Annotated in this window: 21 protein-coding genes; 14 read left to right on the forward strand and 7 right to left on the reverse strand. The window is 61.9% G+C overall.

The features are described from left to right. The 5 genes from HNP71_RS00960 to HNP71_RS00980 all read left to right on the forward strand — a co-directional run bounded on the left by HNP71_RS00960 (position 1) and on the right by HNP71_RS00980 (position 3,996). Positions 1–594: a methylthioribulose 1-phosphate dehydratase gene (locus tag HNP71_RS00960; protein WP_183264974.1), complete on the forward strand. Its 594-nt coding sequence runs from the start codon at positions 1–3 to the stop codon at positions 592–594. Further along, positions 591–1,130: a 1,2-dihydroxy-3-keto-5-methylthiopentene dioxygenase gene (locus HNP71_RS00965; RefSeq protein ID WP_183264975.1), complete on the forward strand. Its 540-nt coding sequence runs from the start codon at positions 591–593 to the stop codon at positions 1,128–1,130. Before HNP71_RS00960 ends, HNP71_RS00965 begins: the two co-directional genes overlap by 4 nt. Next, positions 1,127–1,783: an acireductone synthase gene (mtnC, locus tag HNP71_RS00970; RefSeq protein WP_183264976.1), complete on the forward strand. Its 657-nt coding sequence runs from the start codon at positions 1,127–1,129 to the stop codon at positions 1,781–1,783. The genes HNP71_RS00965 and mtnC overlap by 4 nt, the downstream gene beginning before the upstream one ends. Continuing rightward, positions 1,776–3,281: an apolipoprotein N-acyltransferase gene (gene lnt / locus HNP71_RS00975; RefSeq protein WP_246344007.1), complete on the forward strand. Its 1,506-nt coding sequence runs from the start codon at positions 1,776–1,778 to the stop codon at positions 3,279–3,281. The genes mtnC and lnt overlap by 8 nt, the downstream gene beginning before the upstream one ends. Positions 3,282–3,516: 235 nt before the next feature. Then, entirely contained in the window at positions 3,517–3,996 is a 480-nt protein-coding gene (locus HNP71_RS00980; protein ID WP_183264978.1) for a helix-turn-helix domain-containing protein, read from the forward strand. A gap of 43 nt (positions 3,997–4,039) precedes the next feature. On the opposite strand, the gene HNP71_RS00985 is transcribed toward HNP71_RS00980, so the two are convergent. The 5 genes from HNP71_RS00985 to HNP71_RS01005 all read right to left on the reverse strand — a co-directional run bounded on the left by HNP71_RS00985 (position 4,040) and on the right by HNP71_RS01005 (position 11,026). Further along, complete coding sequence (locus HNP71_RS00985; RefSeq protein WP_183264979.1) at positions 4,040–5,800, reverse strand: acyl-CoA dehydrogenase C-terminal domain-containing protein; 1,761 nt, start codon at positions 5,798–5,800, stop codon at positions 4,040–4,042. Positions 5,801–5,812: 12 nt separating this feature from the next. Then, a complete protein-coding gene (locus tag HNP71_RS00990) occupies positions 5,813–8,089 on the reverse strand; it encodes a 3-hydroxyacyl-CoA dehydrogenase/enoyl-CoA hydratase family protein (RefSeq protein WP_183264980.1) in 2,277 nt (758 codons plus the stop codon). After that, positions 8,089–9,225 (reverse strand): acetyl-CoA C-acyltransferase, encoded by a 1,137-nt coding sequence (locus HNP71_RS00995; protein ID WP_183264981.1) that lies wholly within the window; start codon positions 9,223–9,225, stop codon positions 8,089–8,091. Before HNP71_RS00995 ends, HNP71_RS00990 begins: the two co-directional genes overlap by 1 nt. A gap of 24 nt (positions 9,226–9,249) precedes the next feature. Next, the gene (locus tag HNP71_RS01000) at positions 9,250–9,678 is read right to left on the reverse strand and encodes a MerR family transcriptional regulator (protein WP_183264982.1); all 429 of its coding nucleotides are present in this window, start codon (positions 9,676–9,678) and stop codon (positions 9,250–9,252) included. A gap of 76 nt (positions 9,679–9,754) precedes the next feature. Continuing rightward, the gene (locus tag HNP71_RS01005) at positions 9,755–11,026 is read right to left on the reverse strand and encodes an OmpP1/FadL family transporter (protein ID WP_183264983.1); all 1,272 of its coding nucleotides are present in this window, start codon (positions 11,024–11,026) and stop codon (positions 9,755–9,757) included. 216 nt (positions 11,027–11,242) lie between these two features. On the opposite strand from HNP71_RS01005, the gene HNP71_RS01010 reads away from it, so the two are divergent. The 5 genes from HNP71_RS01010 (at position 11,243) to HNP71_RS14045 (ending at position 17,724) form a co-directional block, all read left to right on the forward strand. After that, positions 11,243–11,680, forward strand: coding sequence for a DUF2147 domain-containing protein (locus HNP71_RS01010; RefSeq protein WP_183264984.1), 438 nt, complete (start codon positions 11,243–11,245; stop codon positions 11,678–11,680). Positions 11,681–11,748: 68 nt separating this feature from the next. After that, entirely contained in the window at positions 11,749–12,933 is a 1,185-nt protein-coding gene (locus HNP71_RS01015) for an aminotransferase class I/II-fold pyridoxal phosphate-dependent enzyme (protein ID WP_183264985.1), read from the forward strand. Next, positions 12,930–13,553 carry an alpha/beta fold hydrolase gene (locus tag HNP71_RS01020; RefSeq protein ID WP_183264986.1) on the forward strand — a complete coding sequence of 208 codons (624 nt, stop codon included), beginning with the start codon at positions 12,930–12,932 and terminating at the stop codon, positions 13,551–13,553. Before HNP71_RS01015 ends, HNP71_RS01020 begins: the two co-directional genes overlap by 4 nt. Continuing rightward, entirely contained in the window at positions 13,553–14,299 is a 747-nt protein-coding gene (locus HNP71_RS01025; RefSeq protein ID WP_183264987.1) for a methyltransferase, read from the forward strand. The genes HNP71_RS01020 and HNP71_RS01025 overlap by 1 nt, the downstream gene beginning before the upstream one ends. Positions 14,300–14,727: 428 nt before the next feature. Next, the gene (locus HNP71_RS14045) at positions 14,728–17,724 is read left to right on the forward strand and encodes a Hint domain-containing protein (RefSeq protein ID WP_221246560.1); all 2,997 of its coding nucleotides are present in this window, start codon (positions 14,728–14,730) and stop codon (positions 17,722–17,724) included. A gap of 61 nt (positions 17,725–17,785) precedes the next feature. Here the strand turns inward: HNP71_RS14045 and HNP71_RS01035 are convergent, their stop codons facing one another. Further along, on the reverse strand, positions 17,786–18,247 hold the full coding sequence (locus HNP71_RS01035) for an Lrp/AsnC family transcriptional regulator (RefSeq protein WP_183264988.1): 462 nt from the start codon (positions 18,245–18,247) through the stop codon (positions 17,786–17,788). Positions 18,248–18,399: 152 nt separating this feature from the next. Here HNP71_RS01035 and ald point away from each other — a divergent pair, with 152 nt between their 5' ends. Then, positions 18,400–19,518, forward strand: a complete 1,119-nt coding sequence (ald, locus tag HNP71_RS01040; protein WP_183264989.1) for an alanine dehydrogenase — start codon at positions 18,400–18,402, stop codon at positions 19,516–19,518. A 45-nt stretch (positions 19,519–19,563) separates the two neighbouring features. On the opposite strand, the gene HNP71_RS01045 is transcribed toward ald, so the two are convergent. Further along, positions 19,564–21,000 (reverse strand): hypothetical protein, encoded by a 1,437-nt coding sequence (locus HNP71_RS01045; RefSeq protein ID WP_183264990.1) that lies wholly within the window; start codon positions 20,998–21,000, stop codon positions 19,564–19,566. 393 nt (positions 21,001–21,393) lie between these two features. Here HNP71_RS01045 and HNP71_RS01050 point away from each other — a divergent pair, with 393 nt between their 5' ends. The 3 genes from HNP71_RS01050 (at position 21,394) to HNP71_RS01060 (ending at position 23,287) form a co-directional block, all read left to right on the forward strand. Then, the gene (locus HNP71_RS01050; RefSeq protein WP_183264991.1) at positions 21,394–22,086 is read left to right on the forward strand and encodes a hypothetical protein; all 693 of its coding nucleotides are present in this window, start codon (positions 21,394–21,396) and stop codon (positions 22,084–22,086) included. Between the two features lie 117 nt (positions 22,087–22,203). Next, positions 22,204–22,557 carry a hypothetical protein gene (locus HNP71_RS01055; RefSeq protein ID WP_183264992.1) on the forward strand — a complete coding sequence of 118 codons (354 nt, stop codon included), beginning with the start codon at positions 22,204–22,206 and terminating at the stop codon, positions 22,555–22,557. A 19-nt stretch (positions 22,558–22,576) separates the two neighbouring features. Further along, entirely contained in the window at positions 22,577–23,287 is a 711-nt protein-coding gene (locus HNP71_RS01060; RefSeq protein WP_246344008.1) for a C39 family peptidase, read from the forward strand. Positions 23,288–23,305: the final 18 nt, after the last annotated feature.

Consider the following 23,305-nt stretch of genomic DNA (forward strand, 5'->3'; position numbering starts at 1 on the left):
ATGGTTCCTATGGAATTGGCGGAGGCCCTGGCCGAGGCCGGGCGCCGGATGGATGCGCGTGGCTGGGTGCCGGGTTCCGCTGGCAATCTCTCGGCGAGAATCGACGAAACCCGCATCGCGATCACCCGCAGCGGCGTGCATAAGGGCCGCCTGACCACGGCCGATATCATCGCCGTGGATTACGAGGGCAACCCGCTCGTGCCGGGCCAGAAGCCCAGCGCCGAGACGCTGCTGCACTGCCAACTCTACCGGCTGTTCCCCGCCGTGGGCGCGGTGCTGCACGGGCACTCCCTGGCGGCCACAGTGCTTTCCATGCAGGGCGGCATCACCTTCGCCAATTACGAGATCCTGAAGGCCTTCGGCTACGCCACCCATGAGCTGGAAGTGCGGCTGCCGGTCTATGAGAACGACCAGGACATCGCCCGGCTGGCGAATTTCATCGAGCCCCTGCTGCAGAACGAGCCGCCGATCGGCTACGTGATCGAGGGTCATGGCGTGTATGGCTGGGGCACCAGCGTGGAGCATGCCTATTGGCGGCTGGAGGCGCTGGAATTCCTGCTGGCCTGCGAACTGGAGCGGAGGAAGCTGAAATGAGCCGCCTGACCGTTTACAAGGACGACGCCCCCAACGCCCCGATCTTCGATTCGGAAGAGCCGGCCGCCGTGGCGGCGGAGCTGAAGCCTATCAATGTCGGGTTTGAGCGCTGGGATAGCCCCGTTCATCTGCCAGCCGACGCTCCGGCCGAAGCGATCCTGGACGCCTACCGCCCGTATCTGGACGCGCTGATGGGCGCCACCGGCGCGGGCTCGGCGGATGTGGTGAAGCTGACGCCGGAACACCCGCAGGCCGCCGCGCTACGCGAGAAGTTTCTCAACGAGCACACCCATACCGAGCCGGAGATCCGCTTCTTCGTCGAGGGTTCCGGGCATTTCGTGCTGCACGAGAACGGCAAGGTCTATGTCGCCCTGTGCGAGGCTGGCGACCTGATCCATGTTCCCGCCGGGATCAAGCACTGGTTCGATGCCGGGCTGAAGCCCAGCTTCACCGCTTTGCGCGTATTCACCGACACTTCCGGCTGGGTGGCGCATTTCACCGGTGACCAAATCTCCAAGCGCTTCCCCACAGCATGAAACCCGCAGCCATTCTCACGGATATCGAGGGCACCACCACCCCGATCTCCTTCGTGCAGCGCGTGCTCTTCCCCTATGCGCGCACGCGCATGGCGGAGTTCGTCGCCTCCGGCCATCCGGCCCTGGCCGATGTGCCGGAGCCAAAGCTGGAAACCCTGCTCGGCTGGATGGACCGCGATGAGAAGATCACGGCGCTGAAAGCCATCCAGGGCGTCATCTGGGAGGAGGGCTACAAATCCGGCGCACTCATTGCCGAGCTATATGGGGATATACCCCCCGCCCTGCGCCGCTGGGTGCGTGCGGGCCTACGGCTGTTCGTGTATTCCTCCGGCTCCGTGCCGGCGCAGAAGCTGCTCTTCGGCCACACTCCGGCGGGCGATCTGACCGGGCTGTTCCAGGCTTATTTCGACACGCGCGTGGGCGCCAAGCGCGAGGCCGCGAGCTATGCCTCCATCGCGCGCGGGGTGAACGTGCCTCCCGAGGAGATGCTGTTCCTCTCGGACATGGAAGCCGAGCTGGATGCCGCTAAAGCCTCAGGCCTGCAAACCTGCCAACTTGTGCGGGACGAGGATGGCACCATCCCCACCAAGCGACATGAGACGGCGAAGGATTTCAACGATGTGGCAAGGAAGTTTGGGCTGCCGCATGGCTAAGTCACCGCGCGACTACATCCGGGCGGCACATGCCCGGTTACAAAAAGCCCCGCTGATGCGGGCTTTTTTGTGGGGTCTTGCCGCCGCAACCGCGCTGCCGCCCGTGCATTTCCTGCCCGCGCTGTTGTTCTCCCTGCCCGCCTTTTTATGCCTGTTGGACGAAGCCGGCAGCATCAAGCGCACCATCTACACCGCTTGGTGCTACGGCTTTGGCTTGGCCATCGCGGGGCTATACTGGGTCACCGAGCCGGTGCTGACAGAGGCCAAGGATTTCTGGTGGCTGGTGCCCTTCGCCGCCCCGGCCATCTCGGCGGCGGTGGCGTGCTATACCGTCATCCCCGCCCTGGCGATCCGCTGGATCAAGCCCGGCTTCGGGCGGTTGCTGGTGTTTGCCGGAGCCTGGGTGCTCTCCAACATCGCGCAGCAATTCTGGTTCTCGGGCTTTCCCTGGAATTTCTGGGGGACGGATTGGACCATCCCCGGCAGGCTGGGCGATGTCTTCATCCAGCCCGCCGCCTGGGTGAGCGTGCATGGCCTGACGCTGTTCACCGTCATCCTGGCTGGACTGCCGCTGTTCGGCAAGCGTGGGCTGGCAGCCCTGGTGGTGGCGCTGGCGGTCTGGGCCGGGGCGGGCTGGGCGCGGCTGCAAACCCCGGTGGCATCCACGGGGCTGAACATCGCCATGCTGCAGCCCAACTTCACCGAACCGCCGGATTATTCCCGCCCGGCGCTGGAGGCTAATTGGCGGCGCCTGCTGGCCATGAGCAACGCAGCGGTGAATTCGGGGGCCAATGCGATCATCTGGCCGGAAGCCGCCAGCCCCTGGCTGCTGGACTCGGATTACGGCGCGCGCCAGCAACTGGCTGAGATCACCGGCACCACGCCGGTCATTGCGGGAACGCTGCGCATGGAGAGCCAGACCGATTTCCGTAACTCGCTGGTGGTGCTCTCCGGCCCGGTGCCGCCGCTGGCGGTGTACGATAAATGGAAGCTGGTGCCCTTCGGCGAGTACATGCCGCACTGGCTGCCCCTGAAGATCATCCCCGACATGCTGGGCGGCGGCTTCACCCCCGGCACCGGCCCCGCGACCATCACCGTCAGCGGCCTGCCCCCCTTCGCCCCGCTGATCTGCTACGAGGACGTGTTCCCCGGCGAAATGATCGACGAGTCGCACCGCCCCTCCTGGCTTGTGGTCATCACCGATGATGCTTGGTTCGGTAACTCCGCAGGTCCATACCAACATTACATCAACGCCAGATTGCGCGCCGTGGAGGAGGGCCTGCCCCTGGCCCGTGCCGGCAATTCCGGCATCACCGCGATGTTCGACCCGTTTGGCCATGTCATCGCTTATTTACCGCTGGATGCTCAAGGGGTTCTGGTAGCGCCTTTGCCCCGCGCCCTGCCACCGACGCTTTTTTCTAGGCTTGGCCTTATACTTCCGGCTATACTTGCGGTTGTGGCAATCATTGCGGGAAAATTAGTCAGCCGCAGAATTTAGCGTAACATATGGTGACATTTTTGATATAGCGTACAGCCTGTCTATTTAATAAGGCAATCTGTGATTTTTTCATTGAGATTTGCGTTACGTTACAGTAATTTGCCGTATAACGTGTAATATCTGGCAAAGTATCGTGTTAGGTTACCTTTCTTATGGTTGCATTCCATGAGTTTCGGGCAACCTAAGAAGATTATAAGCCGGTGGCTACCACCGCAAGTTGGAGAAGACTAGTCTTATGGCCGAAGAACCCGCCGAGCGCCAGGAACGTGAAAGCCGTCCCAGCCCAATCGATATTCATGTCGGTTCGCGCATCCGCCTCCGCCGGACATTGCTCGGCATGTCTCAGGAACGACTGGGCGACGCCCTGGGCCTGACCTTCCAGCAGGTACAGAAATACGAGCGCGGTGTGAACCGGGTGGGCGCCTCACGCCTGTTCGACATCTCCCGCGTGCTGGACGTACCGATTTCCTATTTCTTCGACGATATGCCGGAAGGTATGTCCGAGGGACCAGTATCCGGTCCGCGCGGGCGCATGTATGGCTTCGCCGAACACCAGGAGCCGTTCAGTGCCGGGGTGGACGACCAGTTGACCAAGCGTGAAACGCTGGAACTGGTGCGGGCCTATTACCGCATCCAGGATCCCGCCATGCGCAAACACATGTTCGACCTGATGAAATCCCTAGCCCCGCCCGAAGCGGCATTCGACGCAGGCTGAAACGACGGGCTGAACCCTTTTCAGGTTCAGCCCTTTTTCTCGCTCAGAATGCTTCCTCGGGCAGCGCCATCATCGCGGCCTTGCCGGCCTTAATGGTGAAGAGCAGCGCGCCGGCCTGAGGCAGAATGCGCTCCATGTAGAACCGCGCCGTGGCCAGCTTGGTCTGGTAGAAAGCGGCATCCGGCCCGCCGAGCGGCGCTTTTTCCGCCGCGATGAGCGCCATGCGCACCCACATGAAGCCCAAAGCCACCAGCCCGAACATGCGCAGATAATCGGTGGCGGCGGCACCGGCCTCCTCGGGGTCGGACATGCCCTTCTCGGCCACGAACCCCGTGGCCAGTTGCAGCGCGCCGAAAGCCCGGGCAAAGCCCTGCACCAGCTTGCCGATATGGGCGTCGTTCTGGTGTGCCTCGATGAACTCCGCCACCGGATGGAAGAAGCGGCGCAGGCTACGGCCAAAATTGGCGGGGAGCTTGCGGCCGATCAGGTCCAGCGCCTGCACGCCGTTTGTGCCCTCGTAGATCATGGCGATGCGGGCATCGCGCACGAACTGCTCCATGCCATGATCGCGGATATAACCGTGCCCGCCGTAAACCTGCACGCCGAGGCTGGCACTTTCGAAACCTAGATCGGTGAACAGCGCCTTCACGATGGGGGTCATCAGGGCCACGAAATCGGCCGCCGCCTCGTCGCCTTTCTCCGCCGCGTCCAGCGCCTGCGCCACCCACACGCCCATGGCGCGGCAGCCTTCGTTATAGGCGCGAATGGTGAGCAGCATGCGCCGCACATCCGGGTGCACAATGATCGGGTCGGCGGGTTTATCGGGGTATTTGGCACCGGCCAGGGAGCGGCCTTGCAGACGCTCCTTGGCATAAGCCACCGCGCCCTGATAGGCGGCCTCGCCAACCCCCAAGCCCTGCGTGCCGACGGAGAGACGTTCGGAATTCATCATCACGAACATCGCCTGCATGCCCTTATGCGGCGTGCCGACCAGCCAGCCGGTGGCGTCGTCGAAATTCATCTGGCAGGTGGCCGAGGCCTTGATGCCCATCTTGTGCTCGATGGCCGCGCAGGAGACGCCGTTGCCAGCACCGGGATTGCCGTTGGCATCGGGCAGGAATTTGGGCACCAGGAAGAGCGAGATGCCCTTGATGCCGGGCGGAGCGTCCGGCAGGCGCGCCAGTACCAGATGGATGATGTTGTCGGTCAGGTCATGCTCACCGGCGGAGATGAAGATCTTGGAGCCGGTGATCTTGTAGCTGCCATCCTCCTGCGGCACCGCCTTGGTGCGCAGCAGGCCGAGATCCGTGCCGCAATGCGGCTCGGTGAGGCACATGGTGCCCGACCATTCGCCCGAGACCAGCTTGGGCAGGTAAAAATCCTTCAGCTCCTTCGAGCCATGGCTCTTCAGCGCCAGATACGCGCCGTGTGAAAGCCCCGGATACAGGCCGAAGGACAGGTTGCAGGCGCAGATCATCTCCTCAACCAGCTTGGCCACGGATTCCGGCAGGCCCTGCCCGCCATAATCCGGGCTGGCGTTCAACGAACCCCAGCCGGATTCCGCGAAGGCCTTGTAGGCGTCCTGGAAGCCCTCGGGCGTGCGCACCGTGCCGTTCTCAAAATGGCAGCCTTCCTCGTCACCGCTGGCGTTGAGGGGGAGCAGCATTTCGGTGCAGAATTTCGCTGCTTCCTCCAGGATGGAATCCAACAGCTCGGGCGTGAACTCGGCATTATCCGCCGTGCCGCCATGCAGTTCGTGCAGCACGAAGCGCATGTCGCGCAGGGGCGCTGTGTAGGTTTGCATCGCCGTTTACTCCTAGTTGCGCAGGGGCTTGCCGGTGACGAGCATGTGCTCGATCCGCGCCAGCGTGCCTTCGTTCTTGATCAGCCGCATGAAGGCGGCGCGTTCCAATGCCAGAATGTCCTGCTCGCTCACCTCGTCGATGAGATCCGCCGGACCGCCCGAGAGCACGGTGGCGAGGTTGGAGGACACCACCATGTCATAGGTGGTTGCCGCACCACGGGCGCGAAAGCCCTCGGCAGCGCTCTCGAAGGCGAGCTGTGCCGCCTCCCCGCCCAGCCTGTAGGTGGGGGGCGTGGGGGGCGTGTAGTTTTCCGCCAGCTTCAGTGCGCGAGCCTTGGCGTCGGCCAGTAGTCGGTCGCGGTTCATGGTGATGCCGTCCTCGGCGCGCAGGAACAGCAATTCCTTGGCCTGGGCAGCGGATTTGCTCACCGTGGCGGTGCTTACAATCTCGAACACCTTGGCGGCGGCGGGCATCGGGCCGCGCGGCATGCCGGGCGCTGCCGCCCAGCGGGCCAGCATCTCGGAACAGCCGCCCCAGCCGGGCACCAGCCCCACGCCGCATTCCACCAGGCCGATATAGGTCTCGGCATGGGCCTGCACGGCATCGGCATGCAGCACCACCTCGCACCCGCCGCCCAGCGCCATGCCGAACGGAGCCGCCACCACCGGGAAGGGCGCGTATTTCATCGCTTTGAACACTTGCTGCCCGGCGGCCACAAGTTTCTCGATCTCGCCCCAGGCCGCGATATTGGCGGCGAAGATGGCAAGGCCGAGATTGGCGCCGACGGAGAAATGCGCGCCCTCGTTATACAGCACCAGCGCTTTAGGCTTCAGCTCCACGGCCTTGCCCAGGATTTCAAGATTCTGCTGATCCCAGCTATTGCTCTTGGAGGTCAGCTCGAAACAGAACACTCCATCGCCGATATCCCACACGGCAGCCGAGGCGTTCTTCAGCACCGGCTTGGAGACGCGCTTGATGTCGGCCAGCAGCAGCACGCCCTCGGGGCGGGTAAGCTTGTGGTACGCGCCATCGGTGCCCAGGTAGTTTTGCTGGCCCTCGGTGAGCGTGTAGAAGCTCTTGCCCTTGGCCGCCGCCAGCAGAGGCGGCACGGCCATGCCCTCGGCAGCCAGCTTCTCGGCCAGCCAATCCGCGCCGAGCTTGTCGATCAGCTCGAACGGCCCGAACTTCCAGTTATAGCCAAGGCGCATCGCTTCATCGATGGAGGTGATGTCCTCGGCTGCTTCCGGCACCAGTGTCGCGGCGTAGGCCAACGTCTGCCCCAGCACGCGCCAGGCGTAACGCGCGGCAGGCGATGGAGCAGAAAGCAGCGCGCGCAAATCGCGTAGCTTGGCCTCAGGCAGATCGGCCTTTTGCACCGGGCGGTAATCGCCGGTGGCGAGGTCGATGGCCTCGCGCCCCGCGGCGCCCTTCCGGTAGAAGCCGCCCTTGCCCTTGCGGCCGGTATAGCCCTCCGCGATCATCTTCTTGATGAGCGGTAGATCGCGGTTGGCGGCGTGGAAGGCGTCGCCCTGAGGCAGCGTGGCGGCGAGGCTGGCGTTGATGTGCGGCATCAGATCCAGCCCGACGAGGTCGATCAGCCCGAACACGCCGGTCTTGGGAATGCCGAAGGGGCGGCCCATGATCGCGTCCGCAGCCTCGACGGCGATGCCCGCATCCAGCGCCTCGATGACGCCGCATTGCAGCCAGTACACGCCTAGCCGGTTGGCGATAAAGCCCGGAGAATCCTTGGCCCGTACAACGGTTTTGCCGAGTGCGATGTCGGCGAAGCGCGCCACGCCATCGGCCAGAGCCGGGTCGGTGGCGGGGCCGGTGACCAGCTCCAGCAGGCGCATATAGCGCGGCGGGTTGAAGAAATGGGTGATGAGGAAGTTACGCGCGAAGCTCTCGGGCAGCCCTTCCACCAGCTTCGCCAGCGGAATGGTCGAGGTGTTGGAGGACACCACGGAACCGGGGCGGCGCACGGCGTCAATCTTGCGATACAGATCCTGCTTCAGGTCCAGCCGCTCGACGATGGCTTCCACGATCCAGTCGCACTCGACGAGTTTGGCAATATCCTCTTCAAGGTTGCCCGGCGTGACCAGCTTGACCGCCGTCGATGACATGAACGGCGCTGGGTCGGTCTTCTGCATCTTGGCGATGGCCCCGGCGGCGGCACCGGGGACGATGTCGAGCAGCAGCACAGGCGTGCCCGCATTGGCGAAATGCGCGGCGATGGCCGCCCCCATGGTGCCTGCGCCGATGACGGCAGCTTTTTGAATTCCAGGCATCACACGCGCTCCAGAATGGTGGCGATGCCCTGCCCGCCGCCGATGCACTGCGTAGCCAGCGCGTATTTGCCGCCGGTGCGCGCCAGCAGGCTGGCGGCCTTGCCGGTGATGCGCGCCCCCGTGGCGCCCAGCGGATGACCAAGGGCCAAGGCCCCGCCATCGAGGTTCACCTTCTCCACATCCAGCCCGAGATCGCGGATGCAGGCGAGAGACTGCGAGGCGAAGGCCTCGTTCAGCTCGATCACATCCAGCTCGGCGGCGGTAATACCCGCACGGGCCAGGGCTTTCTGCGTGGCTGCCACGGGGCCGATGCCCATGATCTCCGGCGCGCAGCCCGAGACGGCGCTGGCCTTGATACGCGCCAGCTTCTTCAGCCCGTGCTTATCGGCGTAAGCCTCGGAGCAGACCAGTACGGCTGCGGCGCCATCGGTTAGTGGAGAGGACGTGCCGGCGGTGACCGTACCGCTCACGTCGAAAGCCAGCTTCAGCCCGGCCAGCCCTTCAAGAGTGGTCTCGGGGCGCGGGCAGCCATCGGCGTCCACCACGCCCGCCTTGCCGGTAATCGGCACGATTTCGTCCTTCAGCCGCCCCTCGGCGATGGCGGCGGCGGCACGCTGTTGGCTGCGCACGGCGAAGGCCTCCTGCTCGGCGCGGGAGATGTTCCATTTGCGAGCCACGTTCTCGGCGGTGTCGCCCATGCCAATGTAAGCGGCGGGAACCTTGGCCACCAGCGCCTTGTTGGGCAGCACGTTATAGCCGCCCATCGGTACGCGGCTCATGCTCTCCACACCGGCGGCGACGAACACCTCGCCCATGCCCGCCGCGATATGCCCGGCGGCGATGTGCACCGCCTGCATCGAGGACCCGCAGAAATGGTTCACAGTGTAGCCCGCGACACTCTGCGGCAGGCCGGACAGCAGCCCGACGAGACGGGCGACGTTAAGCCCCTGCTCGCCCTCGGGGAAGGCGCAGCCCATGACCAATGCCTCGATATCCTCGGGCTTCACGCCGCTGCGCGCGATCAGCGCCACGATGGTCTGGGCGGCGAAATCGTCGGGGCGCACGCGGGCAAGCTGGCCCTTGGGCGCGGGGGTGAAGGGGGAGCGGGCGTAACCCGCGATGACGGCATTGCTCACGGTAATCTCCGTTGTCTTGACTTGCTACTTGGTGGCGACGGCTGGTTTTCGCGCCGCCTTGGGTTGGGTTTCGATGGTTTTCAGCGCGTCTGTGGCTTGGCGCTCAATCTCACGCAGTTCGATGAGCGTTTCCTCCAGCGCCAAGCGCTGCTCCTCCAGGCTGTGGATGCGGCTCTGCACCGCCTTCAGCAGCGCCTTGGTCTGCTGCGCGTGGGTCGGGTCGATATCATAGAGTTCAAGATATTCCTTGATCTCCTTGATAGAGAAGCCGAGCCTCTTGCCGCGCAGGATCAGGATCATGCGCGCGCGGTCCCGCTGGGTGTAGACCCTGGTGTTCCCGGCACGCTGCGGAGAAATCAGCCCCTGCGACTCATAAAAATGCAGCGTCCGCACCGTGATCCCCAGCCCGGCGGCGAGTTGGGTGACAGTGTAGAGCAGGCTCTCGTGCGACATCGGCTATCATCTCCTTCAGTTGGCGGGCAGGAAAGCCCCCTGCCCGGCCGTTGTCATCACGTTACACGGTTTTGGTTCAGAACTTCATGGTCACTCCGGCGGTCACGCTGTTGTCGGAGTCGTCGTAACCGCCGGTGATCATCCCCGCCGAGGCGCTGGCGGAGTTGTTGATCTTCCCACCCGGCGAGAACAGGTGCAGATAGGCCAGTTCCAGCTTGGTGTTGGGCAGAAGCTGGTACTGCGCGCCTATGCCCAGATTGTAATGGTCGGCATCCGGCACGCGGGTGGTGCGGTTGTCGTTGGAGACCGGGGATTCATCGTAGGAGAAGCCGGTTTGCAGCATCAGCTTGTCGGTAAGTTGGTAGTTGGCGCCCACGCCGGCGAACCAGCTATTATGCCAGTTCTCATACAGGGTGGAGGAGCCCGAGCCGTTGGTGGCGGTCACCACCAGCGCGTGGAACAGCGACCATTCCGTCCAGGTCGCGCTGGCCATCAGGGCGAGGCGCGGCGTCACCTGGTCATAGACACCAAAGCTCACGCTGTCCGGCAGGGTGATGTTGGTGGTGGCGTGACTGTTGGCGGCGTTCAGCATGGCCGCAAGCAACGGGCTATAGGCGGCGTAGATCGGCGGCACGGTAATGTGCTGCCCGCCCTTGATGTTGTGGCGGATGCGCGAGCGGTAATCCAGACCGAAGCGCAGTGTGTCATCAACCTTGTAGATCGCGCCAAGGTTATAGCCTACACCGACATCATCGCCATAGATGTCGCCGATGGCGTCCTTGCCCGTCAGCGCGCTCAGCGGCGTGTTCAGCGCCTGGCTGAGATTGGCGTTGAAATAGTCGATGTTCGGTCCGCCGCCGACGGAAAAATGATCGTTGATCTTGTAGGACAGCGCCAGACCGAGATTGATGTCGGTGATACTGGAAACGAGGCTCTGATACCGCCCGACGAAATCCCCCGGATAGGAGACGCGCTCGCCATAAGGGGCGGTGACGGAGAAGCCCAGCCGCCATTTCGGCGCCAGGGCCCACACGCCGAACGCGGCGGCGGACGCGGCCGGGGCAACGGCATTGCCGCCGTTCACGCCTGAGACATTACCGCCCGTGTACGGGTTGCTGGCCGAGCCGGTGAACGTCGCACTTGGGCCGATATAGCTGACATTGCTGTCCAATTCGCTGCTATCGAGCAGCGCCATACCCGCAGGGTTGGTCGAGACAGTGCTGGCATCATACGCCTTGGCCACCTCACCGGCGAAGGCGTTGCCCAGCCAATCCGCCGAACCTTCGTTCAGCCCAAACCCCGACGCAAAGGCCGGACCGGACGCACCAAGCGCCGCAACCAGCGCCAACACCGACACCTGTGATAAATTGGTATACCGCGTTCTCTCCACCGACATTTCTTTGCTTCCTCCTCATGCCTATTGCTATTTTGCGGCGTTGTTGATCGCCTGTTGATTAGGGCACTTAACTTACGTATTGTGTATGCAACATATGTCATGAGGGTGGAAATGCAAGCGATTTTCAACGTGGGTTTAAGAAAAATTTTGCTGATTATGGCGTTTGCCATGACGGGCCTGGGCTGCTGGGGCTCGGTCGCGAGAGCGGAAACGCAGGATGTGCAGGGCTGGTGGATGGACCAGAATGGCAAGGCGGGCATCCTCATCGCGCCTTGCGGCGGGCAGCTCTGCGGCAAGATCGAATGGTTGCACCAGCCGCTGGACAAGGAAGGCAAGCCCAAGACCGACATCCATAATGGCGATGCCGCCCTGCGCCCGCGCCTGCTCTGCGGGCTGTCGATTCTCGGCGGCTTTACGCCGGCTGATAACGGCGGCTGGCATGGCGGCTGGATCTACGACCCGGAAAGCGGCAACACCTATAAGTCGGTGATGCATGTGGGCGATGACGGCAAGCTGCATGTGCGTGGCTATATCGGGTTCACGCTCATCGGCCGCTCCGTCACCTGGGTCAGGCCACCCCAGCAACTCGCCCCCTGCGCAGGGTGAGGCCGGATTAAATCTCTGCGTCATCCCCCTGCCATTGGGCGTGGTTTGGCACTATCTCCCTTGGCGGCATGACGATACGAGATTTCGACGAACTTTGGCAAAACGCGCTGGCGGCGCAAGACGCCGCCGGACGCAGACGCAGCCTGAGAGTGGCGGACAGACTGCCCGATGGCCGGGTGCGCGTGGATGGCGGTCCGCCGCTTCTGGATTTTTCCTCCAACGATTATCTTGGCCTGTCGCACCACCCGGCGCTGACCCGCCGCGCCTGCGAGTATGCCGAGCGCTGGGGGGCGGGCTCGGGGGCCTCCCGCCTCGTGGCCGGAAATTTGCCGCCCTTCCCCGATATCGAGGCCAAGCTGGCCGCGGCCAAGGGGACCGAGGCGGCGCTGATCCTCGTCTCCGGTGTGCAGGCCAACCTAACCGTGCTGCCCGCCTTACTCGACTCACGGTATCTGGGCGCGGAACCTCTCGTTTATGCCGACAAGCTGAACCACGCGAGCCTGATCCAGGGCTGCATCGGCGCGGGCGTGCGGCAGATCCGCTTCCGCCATAACGATCTCGAACATCTGGAAGAACTGCTGGAGCGGGACAAGGATCTGAACCGCCCACGCTTTATCGTCACCGAAAGCGTGTTCAGCATGGATGGCGATTGCGCCGACATCCCCGCCCTGCGCGCTTTGGCCGAGCGCTACGGCGCGTTTTTGTATCTGGACGAAGCCCATGCCACCGGCGTGCTGGGCGAAAATGGCTTCGGGCTGGCGCATGGGCTGCGCCAAGGGCTGGTCATGGGCACGTTCAGCAAGGGGATGGGCGGATTCGGCGCTTATGTCGCCTGCTCGGCGGCGCTGCGGGAGTATCTGGTGAACCGCTGCGGCGGGGTGATCTACGCCACCGCCCTGCCTCCCGCCGTGCTCGGGGCCATGGAGGCGGCCATCGACCTCGTGCCCCGCCTCGGCGCCGAGCGCGCCCACCTAGCCCGGCTGGCCGCCAATTTCCGCGCCACACTCAACGCCGCCGGGCTGGATACCGGCATTTCGGCCACGCAGATCGTGCCGGTCATCCTGGGGGCTGAGGAGCGCACGCTGAACGTCGCCCGTGCGCTGGAGGCGGAGGGCTTTCTGGGCGTGGCCATCCGCCCGCCCACGGTTCCCAATGGCACCAGCCGCATCCGCTTCGCCCTTTCCGCCCGGCATAGCGAGGCCGATATCTCCGCCCTCGCCGACGCCGTAATCCGGCTGGCCCGCGCCGCATGAAACCGCTGCTGCTGCTCGTGCATGGCTGGGGGTTCGACGCCAGCTTCTGGGATGGCTTGCGCGCCTGCTTCACGCCCGAGGACACGCTGGCCTGGGATCTCGGCTTTTTCGGCCAACCCGCGCAGCCCGCGCCGCCGCCGGGTCGAAAGGTGCTGGCGGTTGGCCATTCCCTCGGTCTGCTCTGGCTGCTGCACCAGCGCCCGCTGGGCTGGGACGGGCTGGCGGGCATCAACGGCTTCACCCGCTTCGCCAAAGCCGGCGATTTCCCCGCCGGCATCTCTCCGCGCGTGCTGGAGCGGATGCTCTCACGGCTCGCCACCGCCCCGGCCGAAGTGGTGAGCGAGTTCCGCGCTCGCCAGGGCTGCACCGCGCCGCTTCCCGGCATGCCCAACGCCGAAGCCCTGGCCGCCGGGCTGCAAGCCCTTGCCGGTTGGGACGCCCGCCCGGCCCTGGTGGATGCCGCGCTCTGCGGACAACAGGACATGCTGGTCTCCGCCGCGATGAGTAAAGACTGTTTCCCCGAGGATCGGATCATCTGGCATGAGGGCGGGCATCTGCTGCCGCTCGATGCCCCGGACTGGTGCGCCTCCCAGCTTTACGGTCTACTGGAACGGCTCTGATGACCGATAAAACCAGGGTTGCCGCCGCCTTCACCCGCCAAGCCGAGGCTTATGACAGTGTCGCCACCATCCAACGCGAGGTGGCACGGCGTTTGGCCCAGCGCATCGCCAGCCGCCTGCCCGCTCCTCCCACGCGGATTTTGGAGATCGGCTGCGGCACCGGGCTGCTCAGCGCCGAACTCGCGGCGGCTTTCCCTCAGGCCCGGCTGCTGCTTACCGACATTTCCCCCGCCATGCTGGAGCGAGCCCACGCCCGGCTGGGCAACCGTGCCGAATACCGGATTCTGGATGGAGAACATCCCGAGGGGCTGACGGGCGGCTACGACCTCATCGCCAGCAGCCTCGCCATGCAATGGTTTGCCGATTTGCCCAGTGCACTGGCACGACTCAGCCACCTGCTGGCCCCAGGCGGGTGGCTTTGCTTTGCCACTCTGGGGGCGGGCAGCTTCGCCGAATGGCGCGCGGCGCATGCGGCGCTTAGCCTGCCCTGCGGGCTACACGACTATCCCAACGCCGCCGCCTTCCCCTGGCCATCTGGAGTAAAAGGCACAATCGAGGAAGATTTCCTCGCTGAGCGCCATACCTCCGGCCAAGCCTTTGCGCGGGCGTTGAAAACTTTGGGAGCCGGCGAACCGGCCCAGGGCCATCAACCCCTACCGCCCGGAGCCTTCCGCAAACTGCTGAACGCCCTGCAAGGCGGTTTTTCGGTGACGTATCATGTGCTGTACGGAGAGCTTCGCACCTGAAACCACAGCCCTAGGCTTCGAACGCGGTTCAGGACGAACGCTTAGGGATACAACGTCATCTAATCCGCTCCACCAACGATTGTCGTGAACATTAAAGATCCACCACATTAGCACCTCTTCCGATGGCGTGGAGTCGTATCCTGCGCCGTAAGACCGCAAAAGCGGCACATACCTCCGGCAGACGCCAACAAGTGCACCAACAACCACGCAGCAATCAGTTCACGTTTTTTTTACTGTTTGACACATCTTGATCATCGTTTGGAAATTACAGCGTTTTTTAGAGGAGTATCTGCATCCTCGCAAAAGCTTGTTCTGATTTTCTCTTTTTTTGGACGATCCGCCCTAGGAATGTTGTATGCAACTAGTCTAAAGCTATCAGGCTTCCGTATTATTAACTGGCTGTCATCTTGTGTGTGGGGACCTGAAGAATGTCTGATACGTGGAAGGGCTCGTCCACCTCTTGGTTCACCAAGAACAATTGGAGCGGAGGCGTTCCGACCAATTCGGCCAACGGCACCCAATCGGTAGTCATTTCCGGCACCACAACCAACCAGCCGGTTATTTCCCCCACCGCGAGCGGCGCTGCGGACATTTACGTGGCGCAGACGCTCACCGTCGACAGCACCACCTACACCGTGCTGCTGGAAACCCAGATTGCCGGCCAGCTCATTACCCTGAGCAATGGCGCGAACTTGACCATTCAGGGCATCGCCATGGGCGTGTTCTACGGCAATACCGGCACCACCCCGACCGGGGCCACCATGACCGGGCTGCACGGTGCGCTCTCCGCCACGCCGAGCTACGACTCCCACCTACAGCTCATCGCGCGGGGCACGGACACACTGACCGTCGATACCGTCAACGAGAATTTCGGCCTTATCACCATCGGCTCCGGCGACAAGCTGACCATCTCCAACATCACCACCGGCGGCAACCAGCAGGCGCCGCACGGGCTGATCAATTACGGGCTGATCACCATCGCCTCTGGCGGTGAACTCGACATCACCTCCACCAACGGCTCCTCCGGTACCGTCGCCAATTTCTACAATGCGGGCTGGATCGTCGATAACGGCGGCACGCTGAACATCGCATCCTCGGTGCTCGACGGCGCCAACACCGCCTCCAGCGCCACCTCCATCGATGGCTATATCGTGCTCGAGGGCGGAGCCAACGCCATACTGGCCAGCACGATCACCTCCCGTGAGGAAGTGCTGTTCGCTGACACGTCCTCGAACACGCTGCAAATCGCCGCGGGCACGCTGTTCGCGGGCACGGTGGCGGGCTTCGGCGCTACCGACACCATCATTGTCAACGGCTTCACCGGCACGTCCAACGCCACGCTGGTCAGCAGCGGCACGACGACTAAGCTGGTCACCTCCAATGGCACAGTGCAAACCACCATTACCCTGGCTGGCACGCTAAGCGGGGGGCTGGCCGTCGGCACCAATTCCTCCACTGGGCAGGAATTCATTCTGCTCGGTGGCTCCACGCTCACCAGCTCGACGATCGCCAGCGGCACCACCTTCGGCAACGGCACCGTTTCCCTGGGTGGCACCAGCGTGCCCGCCATCACCCTCAGCGGCACTGCGGGCATCAGCGGCTCCGGCACAGACGTGAAGGTGAACTCCAGCCTCACCGGTAACGGCACGCTGTTCATCGACAACAGCGCCACCCTGGCGCTTGGCAACACCGCCGGAACGGATGCGGGCATCACCGTGCTGTTTGGCACGCATGGGTCCGCCACCGCCCCCAACACGCTGATCCTGAACGACAACCCATCCGGCTTTGGCGGTAAGATCAATAATTTTGGGGTAAATGACGAGATCATCGTCGGCTCCAACGTGCTGGCCCAGCCGACCGCGGGCCAGGGCCTCGTGCTCAGCTACAGCAGCGCGACTGGCGTGCTGACGGTGACCGATACCCTGAGTTCCACCGGCAGCGCCGTCAGCAGCACGCAGCTCACCATCGCGGGCACGGCAGCGGGTGCGCTCTCCACCGCCTCCTTCGTGGCGCTGGAAGGTAGCTCGGGCATCGATATCGAACTCGCCCCCACCACGGCCACCAACTTCACCTTCTCCACCTCCGGCATCGGCAGTTTCGAGCAGGCTAGCAACTTCACCGGCGGCACCGCGCCTGGCGACATCATCACCAGCCTTGAAACGGTGAGCATCACCGCAGGGACCGCCTCCATCTCCTCGGGCGGGGTGAGCGAGAACGGGATCATCACCGTTGCCAGCGGCGCAGCCTTCTACGATGCTGGCTCGCTCTCCGGCACCGGCACGCTCGCCGTCGGCGCGGGCGGCAGCGCAACTCTGTCGGGCACCACCACGCTGGGCAGCATCTTTGATGCCGGCACGCTGGTACTCGGAGGTAACGATGCCGCGGCGATTACCATCGCCTCCGGCGCGCAAGCCACCATCTCCTCCGGCTTCAGCGACACAGTTGCCATTACAGGCGCCGGTACGCTGACCGTGAACAGCGGCGTCACAGCCACCCTGGCCGCGGGCTCCAGCGTTGCCACGGTCATCGATGCCGGCACGATTGACCTCGCCGGCGTCACGGGCGGCGTCATCTTCTTGAACGGCAATAATGCCGACAGCGTGGTGGATTTCTCCGGTACGGATGTCACAGGCCATGTGCTGAATACGACTCTCTCGGATTTTGGCACCCACGACACGATTATCCTTGGCTCCAGCAATTTCAGCCTGAGCGGCACCACCGATCAGCTGACGGATAGCTACAATAACGGCACGCTGGTGGTAACGGACGAGACTAACGGCGAAACGGTCACGATCGATGTCAGCTTGGCCGCTGGAGTTTCTCCGAACTCGATTGCCATGGAAGACTCCACCGGTCAGTTGGTCATCCATCTCTGCTTCTACCCCGGCACACGTATCGCCACGCCGGAGGGCGAGATGGCTGTCGAGGCGCTACAGGCGGGTGATCTGGTGGTGACCGCCAACGGTACCAAGCCGGTGCGCTGGGTCGGCCAGAGCCATGTGCATACCCGCTTCGCCGATCCCCTCCGCAGCCTGCCCATCCGCATCAAGGCCGGGGCGCTGGGCGACAGTCTGCCGGTGCGCGACCTGCTGCTCTCGCCGGATCACGCGGTGTTTATCGATGGCATCCTGGTCCAGGCCAGCGCCCTGGTGAATGGCACCAGCATCGTGCGTGAGTACGACGCTCCCGAGCAGTTCACCTACTACCATGTGGAGTTGGAGACCCATGAGCTGCTGCTGGCCGAAGGTGCACTAGCGGAAAGCTTCGTCGACAATGTGGATCGCATGCACTTCCACAACTGGGATGAGCGCAAGGCTCCGGCCGAGGCGATCGTGGAAATGGATTACCCGCGCGCCAAGTCGGCCCGCCAGGTGCCCATGGCCATCCGTCAGCGCCTTGGCGGCAACGCCGTAAACGCGGCCTAAGCTGGACTCATAACCAAATAAAAACGGGGCAGGTTCACCACCTGCCCCGTTTTTATGTCCATTACAGCGGCAGCATCGCCGTGCGCTTTACGGTGCGCAGCGTCATGGTGGACTGCACCCGCCTTATGCCCGGCAGGCGGGTCAGCACCTCGGAATGCAGGCGCTCCAGATCCTCCGAATCCTTATAGACGACCCTGAGGAGGTAATCGGCCTGCCCGGCCAAAAGGTAGCACTCCTGCACTTGCGGGATCAGCTTGATCCGCGCCTCGAAGGCGTCGAGCTGCTTACGGTCCTGCCCGTCGAGCGTGAGAAACACATAGGCCGTACCCGGATAGCCCACCATTTTCTGGTCCAGCACCAAATGCGTGCCCGCCACCAACTCCCCCGCCATGAGCAGATGCAGCCGCCGCAGACAGGCTGAGGGCGAGAGGTTTACCTTGGCCGCCAGCTCGGCATTGCTTAGCCGTCCGTCCTGCTGCAAAGCGTTGAGAATCTTGATATCGGTGTCATCTAGGGCGGGCATGATATTTTCTTCGAACTATTCTTGAATAACTCGAATATTCAGCCAATTTCTAATGATACTCCACCCATAAATCGTAAAAAATTACGCAAGACTAGCATTATCCTTCAATCATTGGCCGTTGCGGCCAGCACCAAACCAGAAGGACAGAAAAAATGCGTATAGGCGTACCCAAGGAAATCAAGGACCGTGAAGACCGCGTGGGCATGGTGCCCGGCGCGGTGCATGAGCTGGTGAGCAAAGGCCATGAGGTCTTGGTGGAGCACAACGCTGGCAAGAATATTGGCTTCACCGACGCTGATTACATCGCCGCCGGCGCCAAAATCGCAGCTGACGCCGACGCCGTGTGGAAGGCTGCCGAGATGATCGTGAAGGTGAAGGAGCCGCTGGCCGTGGAGCGCAAGAAGCTGCGCGCCGACCAGCTTCTGTTCACCTACCTGCACTTGGCCCCGGACCCGGAGCAGGCCAAGGACCTGATGGCCTCCGGCGCCACTTGCATCGCCTATGAGACCGTGACCAGCCCCACCGGCACCCTGCCACTGCTGCAACCCATGTCCGAGGTCGCGGGCCGCATGTCCGTGCAGGTTGGCGCGCAGTATCTTGAGAACGCCTATGGCGGCCCTGGCATCCTGCTGGGCGGCGTGGCGGGCGTACACCCGGCCAATGTCGTGATCCTGGGTGCGGGGGTTGCCGGTACCAACGCCACGCTGATGGCCGCTGGTCTGGGCGCTGATGTCACCGTGGTCGACCGCTCGCCGGATGCTCTGCGCCGGATCATCGCCAGCTTCGGCACTCGCGTGAAGACCGCCTACTCCACCCGCAACACCGTGGCCGCGCTGGTGGCGCAGGCCGATCTGGTCATCGGCACCGTGCTGATCCCTGGCGCCGCCGCGCCCAAGCTCATCACCCGCGAAATGCTGAAGACCATGCGTCCCGGGTCCGTGATCGTGGACGTGGCCATCGACCAGGGCGGCTGCACCGAGACCTCCAAGGCCACCACCCACACCAACCCCACCTATGTGGTGGACGGCGTGACGCATTACTGCGTGGCCAATATGCCGGGTGGGGTGGCGCGCACCTCCACCTTCGCGCTGAACAACGCCACCCTGCCCTATATCGTGGCGCTGGCGGATAAGGGGTGGAAGCAGGCCTTGGCTGAAGACAAGCACCTGCGGGACGGTCTGAACGTGCAGGGCGGCGCCATTACCTACAAGGCCGTGGCTGACGCCCTGGACCTGCCGCTGCGCAGCCTGGAAACCGCGCTCGCCGCCTGAACCAAATGCATCCGGGCCGCATAGCGCGGCCCGGATCGATTGCACTTAAAAGAGGTTGAAGCGCGTCGGGAGTTCGACGAGGATTTTCGCCGCCGGGGCATAAGGCCCGACACCGATCCCCACACCGATATTCAGATTGGTCATCGGGGTAATCGCATAGCCCAGGCCGAAATTGAACGTACCGAAATCATAGGCCGAACCAGCGATCTGCCGCCCGCCAGCCGAGGACGCGAATACATGCTCTTCCTGGTAGCTGAAGGTCATGGAGGCCTTGTCATTCAGCGCGAAGCCGATGCCAAACGTACCCGCCACCGCCTGGCCCGGCTTCAGATATTCATGCACCGCCGGACCGCCGCCGGGATTGGGGATATCAAAATGGCTTCCGAAGCTCTGGACGAATTGCAGATTTCCAAACAGCACGCCAGGTGCCGTGGCATAGAACACCGTCAGGCTTGGCTCCAATGAATAGAAGCCCGTGCCGGTGGGCAGCTTCTTCGGCACGCCCAGCAAAAGCTGGTCGCTGGCGGTCTGGTTGGTGCTCGCCGAGCTGTAGATCGGAACATCATACGGGCTTTGGCCCGTGGCGGTCTTGAACATCAAATTGCCGACAAAGACCGGCCAGCCATTATCGCCGCTGTTGAACTGATACGAGGCGCCTAATTGAATATCGCCGATATCGCCATTGGTTTGGCTGGTGTGTACAGGTATGGCGTTGGGACCGGCGGCCTGTGCCGTCATCGATCCGAACGCACCGACAACGGGAATCTTCAGGTTAATCTCGAGATTGTCCGTCACGCCATAACGCGCCGTTAGCGCTGCCGTCAGAAAGCGCTGATCCACACGAGAGATGTAGATATTACCGAAGGTAATTCCTGGGATAATGGTGAACCCATTCAGGTTGAGCTGGTTCTGGGTCCAGTAATCATATTCCACCGAAGGATCAAGCAGCAACTGGCCTTTTGGCGTCAATACCCCGCCCGTGCCGGAAAGCACTGTGGAGGATTGAAGGATGACCTTTGTCTGCTGGTCCTGATTCTCCTGCTGCGCCTGTTGCTGCTCAGCGCCAACAGGTTGTGTGGGCGCCTGGGCTGGCTGATCTGTAGCCGGCGCAGGGGCGGTATATTCCGTGGTATCTGCTGGAACTTTTACCTTAGTCTTACTGACCTCACCCGCTCCACGCAGATTGGACATCTCATTGTCCAGCAATTGCTGCTGGCGATTCAGCTCCAGAGATTGCTGCTCTAGCTGTAACTCTTCCTGATTCAGCTTTGCCTGCTGCGCCGCGATAGACGCCGCAAGTGTCGTTATCTTGTCCTGCACTGATTCCGCATGGCTTGGGCCAGCCATCGCCAACGCCATTGCAAAAGACATCGAAAATACAGAAACCGCGGGTACGCATAATCTATCCCACGGCAGATCTGGCGAGATCACGCCGCACACCGCGCCAGAAAAAGATTGCTGTTTGAAGTCTCCCGAATCCATGTGACAGCCCGAAAAAACGCTTGAACGCCGAGGCATGGCAAGCTCCCTTTTTTCTTACTATGGATCACCGTAACTCAGTTTGTAAACGAGTTTATGTTTCTTTACCGTATTTTATTCTTTATCAAGCCCACGATGTATCTTCCAGACTGTTTCCGCGTTACGCGTGTTACAGTCAAAAGTTACAACTTTAACAGTTGCTGCATACGCAAAAAATGCAGCGATTCAGGTTGAATACAAACACACAACACAATGAATTAGCTTATTTTTTTCATAAAATTATCTGAAGAACAAACTCTGGCACACGGCTTGCTGTAGTTCTTGCGTGATCGTGTTGCAGCATCAACCGTCATGCGAAGCCAATCAAACTCACCTAATTAAACGAGGAGGACTATCATGCGCTCACTGCTTCTGACGAGTTCCGCTCTTTTTCTTCTGGCCGGCGGCGTTGCACTGGCTAGCGGCCCTGGTGACCATGGCGGCTCTGGTGGCGGCACCACCACCACCAACGTGTGGGTTCCGGTGAAGAACGCCACCGCCGATAACGGCAGCAGCTCCGCCACCTCCGGTAGCACCGCGGTGACTGCTAACGGCAATGCCTTGGACTCCAACAACACCACCTCTCTTCCAATTAAGAACGCCTCTTCGACTGGCAGCAGCAGCGCTGCCACTACTGGCGGCACCGCGATTACGACCGACGGCAATACGCTGAACACCACGAGTTCCGGCAACCAGGGTTCGTTTAACACTCTGGACTTCACCAAGACGCTGACAAATGTCGGCAACGACTATCTGTCGGTCACGAAGACCTATGTGCACCAGGATATCAAGCTGGCTACGTCCATGAATAATGGCGAAGTGAAGGATATCGTGTTCGTGGGCACCAGCGGTGGTGGTCGCGAGGGCGAGCATGGTTCTGGCGGCGGCATGGTGCGTAGCGGCGATGCCAGCATGACCACTGGTATTTCCGCGAGCTCGGGCATCAACACCGTGCAGCAGAATACCGGCAATGCCTCTCTGCAGCAGAACTCCGTGGCGCTTGGCTCCTATGTCACCGGTGGCAGCAGCGGGTTCAACGGCGGCTTCTGATTACTTTCCCCTGCACCGCAGCATTGGCTCCGCATGGCACTACACCAAGTGCCATGCGGGGTTGGTGTATCCAACTATAAATTTACGGTATCGTAATTTCTAGTTTAGGAGCGTCTAATGAAGAACATGATCAAAGCCGCGGTTCCATGTCTTGTTGCCGCGGGAATTTTATGTTCCACGGCGCCTTCCGCTCTCGCTTCTGGCACCGACGATTCCAGCGCAATACTCAGTAGCCTTGGGAATACTCAGGTAGAGAGCAGTCAGCTAGCCAAACTCAGAGGCGGAGCCCTTTCCGTAGCTTCAGTGAATATTGGCACCGACTCAAACAATACTGCGAACAACTCGCCGACCGGCACCATCAACAACAATCAGTCCGTGAACAACAACACCGGCCTGACGACAATATTACAAAATACGGGTAACAATGCTCTTTTGCAAAGTAGTATGACTGTGAACATCGTCGTTCACTAGCATCGACCCTGGAGTGGCTATGATGCAAAAAACAATAAAATTAGTGACAGGATTGCTGACATGCGCTTTCCTTGGAACATCGGGCGCACACGCTGGACAGATCAGTTTTAATGGTCTCTCGGTCGGATCTGGATATGCCGATGTCCATATTCAAAGCTTCCAGGAAAGAAAATTCAGTACGACGATCAAGCAGAAATATGATTTTTCGTGCGGATCGGCGGCTTTGGCAACGTTGCTGCTCTTTACATATCATATGCCGGCGACTGAAACGTCCGTCTTCATCGATATGTTCATGAACGGCGATCAGAAGGCGATCCAAGAATCCGGCTTCTCTCTGCTTGACATGAAAGACTACCTCACCCGCCATGGCATTCCGTCTGGCGGTTTTCGTGCGCCACTGGAAAAGTTGGCTGAAATCCGGGTGCCGGCGATCGTGCTGATCAACGAGCATGGGTACAAGCACTTTGTGGTTCTACGCGGCATCCAGGATGGTAACGTATTGCTTGCCGACCCTGCAATTGGCCTGCGTACCGTCTCGGTATCCAGCTTTCAGAAGCAATGGTCTGGGATATTCTTTATTGTTCTGGCCGACCTTCCGGCCGCACGAGCTAGTTTTAACGACCATCAGGATTGGGCCGGAGAGCCAGGCGCTCCGATCGATCTCACCAGGTTCATGATTAACTTGGCTACACTACAAGAAGTTACCATGCCTGATCCAACAAGGTTCTAGCCTGGTGTAAAACGGGAG

Origin of the sequence: Acidocella aromatica (assembly GCF_014201825.1) — a bacterium.
Taxonomy (GTDB): domain Bacteria; phylum Pseudomonadota; class Alphaproteobacteria; order Acetobacterales; family Acetobacteraceae; genus Acidocella; species Acidocella aromatica.

What these genes read in the sequence shown, in the direction of transcription:
- HNP71_RS14045 (WP_221246560.1), top strand. Translation starts at nt 14,728, where the DNA reads ATGTCTGATACGTGGAAGGGCTCGTCCACCTCTTGGTTCACCAAGAAC.
- HNP71_RS01050 (WP_183264991.1), top strand. Translation starts at nt 21,394, where the DNA reads ATGCGCTCACTGCTTCTGACGAGTTCCGCTCTTTTTCTTCTGGCCGGC.
- HNP71_RS01025 (WP_183264987.1), top strand. Translation starts at nt 13,553, where the DNA reads ATGACCGATAAAACCAGGGTTGCCGCCGCCTTCACCCGCCAAGCCGAG.
- ald (WP_183264989.1), top strand. Translation starts at nt 18,400, where the DNA reads ATGCGTATAGGCGTACCCAAGGAAATCAAGGACCGTGAAGACCGCGTG.
- HNP71_RS01020 (WP_183264986.1), top strand. Translation starts at nt 12,930, where the DNA reads ATGAAACCGCTGCTGCTGCTCGTGCATGGCTGGGGGTTCGACGCCAGC.
- HNP71_RS00960 (WP_183264974.1), top strand. Translation starts at nt 1, where the DNA reads ATGGTTCCTATGGAATTGGCGGAGGCCCTGGCCGAGGCCGGGCGCCGG.
- HNP71_RS00965 (WP_183264975.1), top strand. Translation starts at nt 591, where the DNA reads ATGAGCCGCCTGACCGTTTACAAGGACGACGCCCCCAACGCCCCGATC.
- HNP71_RS00990 (WP_183264980.1), bottom strand. Translation starts at nt 8,089, where the DNA reads ATGCCTGGAATTCAAAAAGCTGCCGTCATCGGCGCAGGCACCATGGGG.
- lnt (WP_246344007.1), top strand. Translation starts at nt 1,776, where the DNA reads ATGGCTAAGTCACCGCGCGACTACATCCGGGCGGCACATGCCCGGTTA.
- HNP71_RS01000 (WP_183264982.1), bottom strand. Translation starts at nt 9,678, where the DNA reads ATGTCGCACGAGAGCCTGCTCTACACTGTCACCCAACTCGCCGCCGGG.
- HNP71_RS01060 (WP_246344008.1), top strand. Translation starts at nt 22,577, where the DNA reads ATGATGCAAAAAACAATAAAATTAGTGACAGGATTGCTGACATGCGCT.
- HNP71_RS01035 (WP_183264988.1), bottom strand. Translation starts at nt 18,247, where the DNA reads ATGCCCGCCCTAGATGACACCGATATCAAGATTCTCAACGCTTTGCAG.
- HNP71_RS00985 (WP_183264979.1), bottom strand. Translation starts at nt 5,800, where the DNA reads ATGCAAACCTACACAGCGCCCCTGCGCGACATGCGCTTCGTGCTGCAC.
- HNP71_RS01015 (WP_183264985.1), top strand. Translation starts at nt 11,749, where the DNA reads ATGACGATACGAGATTTCGACGAACTTTGGCAAAACGCGCTGGCGGCG.
- HNP71_RS01045 (WP_183264990.1), bottom strand. Translation starts at nt 21,000, where the DNA reads ATGGATTCGGGAGACTTCAAACAGCAATCTTTTTCTGGCGCGGTGTGC.
- mtnC (WP_183264976.1), top strand. Translation starts at nt 1,127, where the DNA reads ATGAAACCCGCAGCCATTCTCACGGATATCGAGGGCACCACCACCCCG.
- HNP71_RS00980 (WP_183264978.1), top strand. Translation starts at nt 3,517, where the DNA reads ATGGCCGAAGAACCCGCCGAGCGCCAGGAACGTGAAAGCCGTCCCAGC.
- HNP71_RS01010 (WP_183264984.1), top strand. Translation starts at nt 11,243, where the DNA reads ATGACGGGCCTGGGCTGCTGGGGCTCGGTCGCGAGAGCGGAAACGCAG.
- HNP71_RS01055 (WP_183264992.1), top strand. Translation starts at nt 22,204, where the DNA reads ATGAAGAACATGATCAAAGCCGCGGTTCCATGTCTTGTTGCCGCGGGA.